The 6,191-nt window shown below is 73.8% G+C and carries 8 protein-coding genes; 5 read left to right on the top strand and 3 right to left on the bottom strand.

The window, feature by feature from the left end; all coding sequences use genetic code 11:
• A partial coding sequence (locus PLP61_RS14165; protein ID WP_324503396.1) for an acyl-CoA dehydrogenase family protein occupies positions 1–877 on the bottom strand: 877 nt, incomplete at its 3' end.
• 100 nt (positions 878–977) lie between these two features.
• On the opposite strand from PLP61_RS14165, the gene def reads away from it, so the two are divergent.
• Positions 978–1,565, top strand: coding sequence for a peptide deformylase (def, locus tag PLP61_RS14160; protein WP_324503394.1), 588 nt, complete (start codon positions 978–980; stop codon positions 1,563–1,565).
• 10 nt (positions 1,566–1,575) lie between these two features.
• On the opposite strand, the gene PLP61_RS14155 is transcribed toward def, so the two are convergent.
• Positions 1,576–2,379, bottom strand: coding sequence for a TrmH family RNA methyltransferase (locus PLP61_RS14155; RefSeq protein WP_324503393.1), 804 nt, complete (start codon positions 2,377–2,379; stop codon positions 1,576–1,578).
• Entirely contained in the window at positions 2,372–3,607 is a 1,236-nt protein-coding gene (cobA, locus tag PLP61_RS14150) for a uroporphyrinogen-III C-methyltransferase (RefSeq protein WP_324503392.1), read from the bottom strand. Before cobA ends, PLP61_RS14155 begins: the two co-directional genes overlap by 8 nt.
• Before the next feature lie 50 nt (positions 3,608–3,657).
• On the opposite strand from cobA, the gene PLP61_RS14145 reads away from it, so the two are divergent.
• From PLP61_RS14145 to PLP61_RS14130, 4 genes are all read left to right on the top strand, one after another.
• The gene (locus PLP61_RS14145) at positions 3,658–4,179 is read left to right on the top strand and encodes a YbhB/YbcL family Raf kinase inhibitor-like protein (protein ID WP_324503391.1); all 522 of its coding nucleotides are present in this window, start codon (positions 3,658–3,660) and stop codon (positions 4,177–4,179) included.
• 1 nt (position 4,180) lies between these two features.
• Positions 4,181–4,990: an ABC transporter permease gene (locus tag PLP61_RS14140; protein WP_324503390.1), complete on the top strand. Its 810-nt coding sequence runs from the start codon at positions 4,181–4,183 to the stop codon at positions 4,988–4,990.
• Positions 4,983–5,789 (top strand): ABC transporter permease, encoded by an 807-nt coding sequence (locus tag PLP61_RS14135; protein WP_324503388.1) that lies wholly within the window; start codon positions 4,983–4,985, stop codon positions 5,787–5,789. Before PLP61_RS14140 ends, PLP61_RS14135 begins: the two co-directional genes overlap by 8 nt.
• A 1-nt stretch (position 5,790) precedes the next feature.
• On the top strand, positions 5,791–6,191 hold a 401-nt coding region (locus PLP61_RS14130; protein ID WP_324503387.1), incomplete at its 3' end, for an ATP-binding cassette domain-containing protein.

Raw genomic sequence — 6,191 nt, 5'->3', positions numbered from 1 at the left:
AGGTGAGGAGTCGCAGCGACTCCAGCTCGATGGCGAGGTCGGCGACCGTGAAGGCGACCGACTGGCGGTGGGCGATCGGCTCGCCGAACGCCTCGCGCTGCTGCACGTAGGGGACGACGTGGTCCAGAACCGCCTGGCCGGCGCCGGCCCCCAGCAGGCACCAGGCCAGGCGGGACAGCTGGACGCACGTGGTGTACGTCGAGCCGTCGGTGGCGCCGAGCACGGATCCTGCGGGAACCCTGACCTCGGCCAGACTCAGCCGCGCCGGAGCGCACGCGCGCACCCCCATGCCCGGCTCGGGCACCACCTCCAGACCGCTCGTGGAAGCCTCCACGAGGACCAGGACCGGGCGGTCGTCGAGCAACGCGCCCACCACGAAGAGCTCGGCGTCGAGACCGCCGGGCACCAGCGACTTCTCGCCCGCGAGCACCAGCCACTCCCCGTCGCGGGTGGCGGTGGTGCCGGGGCGGGCGGCGTCGTACAGGACGGTGGGCTCGCTCAGCGCGAGCGCGCCGCGGGGCGGCCGACCGTCCAACAGCGCCCGGGCGTGCTGCTCCGGGGTCCCCCACCGGGCCACCGCGGTGGCCACCGACCCCGGGGCCAGCACCGCCACAGCCAGACCCATGTCCCCGTACGCGAGCGCCTCCGTGACCAGGGCCAGCGCCAGCGGGGCCGACGGCGTCCCGACCCCGCCCCGCTCCTCGGGCACGCCCAGCAGGTCGAAGCCCATCGTCCGGCCCGCGGCCACGACCTCGGCCGGAGCCCGGGCCTCGGCGTCGGCCAGGGCCGCTGCCGGGCGCAGCACCTCCGCGGCGAACTGCCGGGCCGCCTCGACCAGCTGCTGCTCGTCCTCGGTGGGAGCGAGGTCGAACGGCATGTCGGCAGTGTAACTCCGAGTTACACCATGCGTCCCGCCCGGCGTCCCGGTGTGGTCTCCCGCGCGAGAGAGGGTCCGCACCCACCCCTAGGATTCCGCCATGCCGCCGCCCGACCCTCAGGTCCCGCCCGCCCCCCTGCCCCCGGGCGGCTCGGTCCGGCCGATCACCCGGTGGGGGGACCCGGTGATGCACCGGGTGCAGCAGCCCGTGCGTGTCTTCGACGCCCAGCTGTCCAGCCTGGCAGCCGACATGGTGGCCACCATGTACGCCGCCGACGGGGTCGGCCTGGCGGCCTGCCAGATCGGCGTGGACCTGGCGATGTTCGTCTTCGACTGCCCCGACGACAGCGGGACGCACGTCGCGGGAGTCGTCTGCAACCCGGAGCTGATCCTTCCGGGAGGGCGCGAGCGGAGTCTCGACGAGGGCGAGGAGGGCTGCCTCTCCCTCCCGGGAGCCTTCGTCAGCTGTGCCCGGCCCGACCGTGCCACGGTGACCGGTCAGGGTCTCGACGGCACACCGGTGACCTACTCCGGCGACGGGCTGCTGGCCCGCTGCCTGCAGCACGAGACCGACCACACCCGGGGCACGGTGTTCGGGGACCGGCTGCCGACCCGGCAGCGCAAGAAGCTGCAGAAGGCCCACGACGCCGCGGCCGGCGACTTCCCGGCCGGCTGGCCCGCGACGTGAGGCCCCGGCCTCAGCGGTGGCGGGCCACGTAGCAGGCGACCGCGGTCGCCGCGGCCACGTTGAGGGAGTCGATGCCCTCACGCATCGGGATCGTGGCCCTGCGGTCGGCGGCGCGCTCCCAGCGGTCGGACAGGCCGTGGCCCTCCGAGCCGAGGACCAGTGCGAGCCGTCCCAGGCCGGCCACCGCCTCCTCGAGGGGGAGCGCGCCGGGCGCCACCGTCAGCGCGACGGTCGTGAACCCGGCGGCGGACACCGTCGGCAGCGCGTCGAACCAGTCCGGAAGCCGGGTCCAGGGCAGCGTGAACACCGCCCCCATCGCGACCTTGACCGAGCGCCGGTAGAGCGGGTCCGCACAGCGCGGCGCGAGCAGCACGGCGTCCACGCCGAGGGCGGCTCCGCTGCGCATGATCGCGCCGACGTTGGTGTGGTCGACGACGTCCTCGAGCACCAGCACGGTCCGCGCTCCAGCCAGGACCTCGGCCACCGGCGGGAGCGGTCGCCGCTCCAGGGAGGCGAGTGCGCCACGGTGCACGTGGAACCCCGTCACCTGCTCGGCCAGCGCCTCGGTCACCACGTAGCACGGGGCGGTGGAGGTGGCCAGCACGTCGGCGAGACCGTCCAGCCAGCGCTCGGCCATCAGGAAGGAGCGCGGCGTGAAACCGGCCTCCACGGCCCGGCGGACCACCTTCTCCCCCTCGGCCAGGAAGAGCCCCCGCTCGGCTTCCACGTGCCTGCGCAGCTGCACGTCGCGCAGGTCGCGGTAGTCGGCCAGCCGCGGGTCGTCCGCCGCGGTGACGGTCACCAGCTCAGCCATCGGCCGGTGCGTCCCGTCCCACCCGGGCGACGTCGACCACGTCGCCGACCACGATGACCGCCGGCGGGCGGACCTGCTCGCGCTCCAGGTCGGCCCCGAGGTCGGCCAGCATCGACTCGACGAGCCGCTCGCCCGGCATGGTGCCCTCGGCCACCACCGCCACCGGGGTGGTCGGGGGGCGCCCGCCGGCCACCAGCACGGCTGCGATCGCCGCAGCGTTCTCGACCGCCATCAGCAGGACCAGGGTGCCGCGCAGCCGGGCCAGCGCGTCCCACGCCACCAAGGAGTCGGGGTGGCCGGGCGGGAGGTGACCGCTGACCACGGTGAAGTCGTGGGCGACGCCGCGGTGGGTCACCGGGATACCGGCCCGGGCCGGGACAGCCAGCGCCGAGGTCAGCCCGGGGACGACGCTGACCGGCACGCCGGCGGCCCGGCAGGCCAGCAGCTCCTCGAAGCCTCGACCGAACACGAAGCCGTCCCCGCCCTTGAGGCGCACCACGCGACGGCCGGCCCGGGCCCGGTCCACCAGCAGCTGGTTGATCTGGTCCTGCCGCGCCGAGCGGCCTCGAGGCAGCTTGGCGACGTCGACGAGCTCCACGTGGGGCCCGAGCCCGTCCAGCAGCTCGCGGGGCGCGAGCCGGTCGGCCACCACGACGTCGGCCGAGGCCAGGGCGTGCCGGGCGGCGACCGACGCCAGCTCGGGGTCACCCGGGCCACCACCGACGAGCACGACGCCCGGTGACCGGTCGTGGGCGCCCCTGGCGCTCAGGGTGCCCTCGCGCAGACCGGTGAGGATCTCGTCGCGCAGGGCCGCGGACCGTCGGGGCTGCCGGTTGCCGAGCACGGCGACGCTCACCCCGTCGTGGCGACCGACCGCCGGGGTCCAGGCCGTCGCTGCCCGGCCGTCGTCGGAGCGGACACAGAAGATCCGGCGTTCCTCGGCAGCCGCGGAGACCGCCTCGTTCACCTCCGGGCGGTCGGTCGCGGCGATCACGTACCACGCGCCGTCGAGGTCTGCCGCCTCGAAACCGCGCGGGTGCCAGACGAGCTCGGGGAGCATGCCCTCGATCGCCGGGGTGAGCGCCGGGGACACCACCTCGACGCGGGCGCCGGCGGCCAGCAGGGCGGGCACCCGGCGCTGGGCCACGTTGCCGCCGCCCACCACCACGACCCGCCGTCCCCCCAGCCGCAGCCCCGACGGGTAGGGCGGGAGGTCGCTGTCGTCCATCGGCTCATTGTTGCTGGCCTCGGCCACGCCACCTGGCTAGGGTCCGAGGCATGAGCATCGAACGACCCGTCGCCCCCAACCCCTACGATCTGCTCCCCGCGACCGCCTCCTTCACCGTGACCAGCGCCGACGTCACTGCCGGCGCCCCCCTCAAGGACGACCAGGTCGCCGCGCTCGGCAACACCTCGCCCCAGCTCTCGTGGTCCGGGGCCCCTGAGGGGACCCGCTCCTTCGTGGTCACCTGCCTCGACCCCGACGCCCCGACGCCGTGCGGCTTCTGGCACTGGGTGCTGGTCGACCTGCCGCCGAGCTGCACCTCCTTGGCGACCGGTGCGGCCTCCGGTCCCCTGCCCGGCTCCGCCTTCCACTGCCGCAACGACGGCGGCGGCAAGGGGTTCATGGGGGCCGCACCGCCCCAGGGTGACCAGGTGCACCGCTACTTCTTCGTCGTGCACGCCGTCGGCGAGGACTCACTGGGCGTCGACTCGGACGCCTCCCCCGCCGTGGTGTCGTTCAACCTCGCCTTCAAGACGCTGGGTCGGGCGATCCTGCACGGCACCTACCAGCACTGAGGTGCCTGCGCCCGGTCTCTACGGCGCCGTCGCCACCCGGTCCTTCCGTCGGTTCGCCACCTACCGGGCCGCCACTGCCGCCGGGGTGTTCACCAACAGCGTGTTCGGGGTGGTCTACAGCTTCGCCTACCTGGCCCTGTGGGAGGAGCGTCCGCACGCCGGCGGCTACGACGCGGTCGACGCGGTCACCTTCGTGTGGCTGGGCCAGGCGCTGCTGATGACCGTCGCCCTGTGGGGCGGGGGCAGCACCGACGACCTGACCGACCGGGTGCGCACCGGCGCCATCGCCCTGGACCTCTACCGGCCGGCGAGCCTGCTCGGCTGGTTCCTCGCGGCGGACCTGGGCCGCGCGGCGTACCACTTCCTGGTCCGCGGCCTGCTGCCGATGGCCGTCGGTGCCCTCCTCTTCGAGATCCGACCACCGGCCGGGGCGGCCGCGGCCGTCGGGTTCGCGGTCAGCGTCGTGCTCGCCGTGGTGGTGAGCTTCGGGCTGCGGTTTCTGGTCGCCGGCAGCGCGTTCTGGCTGCTGGACGCCAACGGCCCGCGGGTGCTCGCGGGCGCCGTCGCCATCTTCTTCAGCGGCATGATGCTGCCGCTGGTGATCTTCCCCGAGCCGCTGCGCAGCATCAGCCTCGTCCTGCCGTGGGCTTCGATCGTGCAGACGCCGATCGACGTCTGGCTCGGCCAGCGGACGGGGTCAGCGCTGGTTGCCGCGCTGGCGCTGCAGACGCTGTGGATCGGCGTCCTGCTCGGCGCCGGGCAGCTGATGGTCCGGGCCGCGACCCGCCGGGTGGTGGTCCAGGGTGGCTGAGCCGGTCCTGGTCGCTCGGCAGTACGGCCACATCGCCGGCATGTGGGTGCGTGCGTCGCTGGCCTACCCGGCCTCGTTCTGGATGATGAGCGCAGGCGGCTTCCTGATCACCGGCCTCGACTTCGTCGGGATCTGGCTGATGTTTCACACCATCGACACCCTCGGGGGCTTCACCCTGCCGCAGGTGGCACTGCTGTACGGCGCCACCGGGCTGGGCATCGGGGTGGCCGACCTGCTGATCGGAAGCGTGGAGCGGATCGGCACGATGGTGCGCACCGGCAGCCTCGACGTGATGCTGACCCGGCCGGTGCCGGTGCTGGTCCAGGTCTGTGCGGACGGGTTCCAGCTGCGCCGGGTCTCCCGGATCCTGCAGGCGCTGGTCGTCTTCGGCTGGGCCGCCTGGTGGGTGGACTGGACGCCGGCGCGCTCGCTGGTGGCCGGCCAGATGGTGGTCTCGTCCTCGGTGATCTTCTTCTGCCTGTTCGTGCTGTTCTCGTGCGTGCAGTTCTGGCTGGGAGACTCCAGCGAGTTCGCCAACGCCTTCACCTACGGCGGCAACACCCTCACGCAGTACCCGCTCACCGTCTTCCCCAAGGAGCTGGTGGTGTCGCTGACCTTCGTCCTCCCGGTCGCGTTCGTGAACTGGTACCCGTGCCTGTTCCTGCTGGGGCTGCCCGACCCGTTCGGGCTGCCGGACTGGCTCCAGCTCTGCTCGCCGGTGGCCGCCGCCTTCCTGCTCGGGCTCACCTGGCTCGCGTGGCGCTCCGGCCTTCGCCACTACACCTCGACGGGGAGCTGAGATGGACGACGAAGCAGCCCTGATCCGGGCCACGGGGCTCGGCCGGACCTTCGACGTCCGGGGCCGCCGCCCGGACGGACGGCGGGGCCGCCGCGAGGTGGTGGCGGTTCGCGACGTGACCTTCTCCATCGACCCCGGCGAGATGGTCGGTTACCTGGGGCCCAACGGCGCGGGGAAGTCCACCACGATCAAGATGCTCACCGGGATCCTGGTGCCCACCTCGGGTCGGCTGCGGGTGGCCGGGTTGGACCCCAGCCGGTCCCGGACCGAGCTGGCCCGCCGGATCGGCGTGGTCTTCGGGCAGCGCACCGCGCTGTGGTGGGACCTCCCGCTGGGTGACTCCTTCGACCTGCTGCGCAGGATCTACCGCATCCCCGACCGCACCTACCGGGAGAACCTCGA

This window comes from Nocardioides sp., assembly GCF_035429765.1.
In the GTDB taxonomy this organism is placed as follows: domain Bacteria; phylum Actinomycetota; class Actinomycetes; order Propionibacteriales; family Nocardioidaceae; genus Nocardioides.
The sequence above is the reverse complement of the archived record's forward strand: the minus strand, read 5'-3'. Positions and strand labels throughout refer to the sequence as shown.

Bases quoted from the DNA above. Each gene is read 5' to 3' on its own strand.
- cobA (WP_324503392.1), bottom strand. From the start codon at position 3,607: ATGGACGACAGCGACCTCCCGCCCTACCCGTCGGGGCTGCGGCTGGGG.
- PLP61_RS14155 (WP_324503393.1), bottom strand. From the start codon at position 2,379: ATGGCTGAGCTGGTGACCGTCACCGCGGCGGACGACCCGCGGCTGGCC.
- PLP61_RS14145 (WP_324503391.1), top strand. From the start codon at position 3,658: ATGAGCATCGAACGACCCGTCGCCCCCAACCCCTACGATCTGCTCCCC.
- def (WP_324503394.1), top strand. From the start codon at position 978: ATGCCGCCGCCCGACCCTCAGGTCCCGCCCGCCCCCCTGCCCCCGGGC.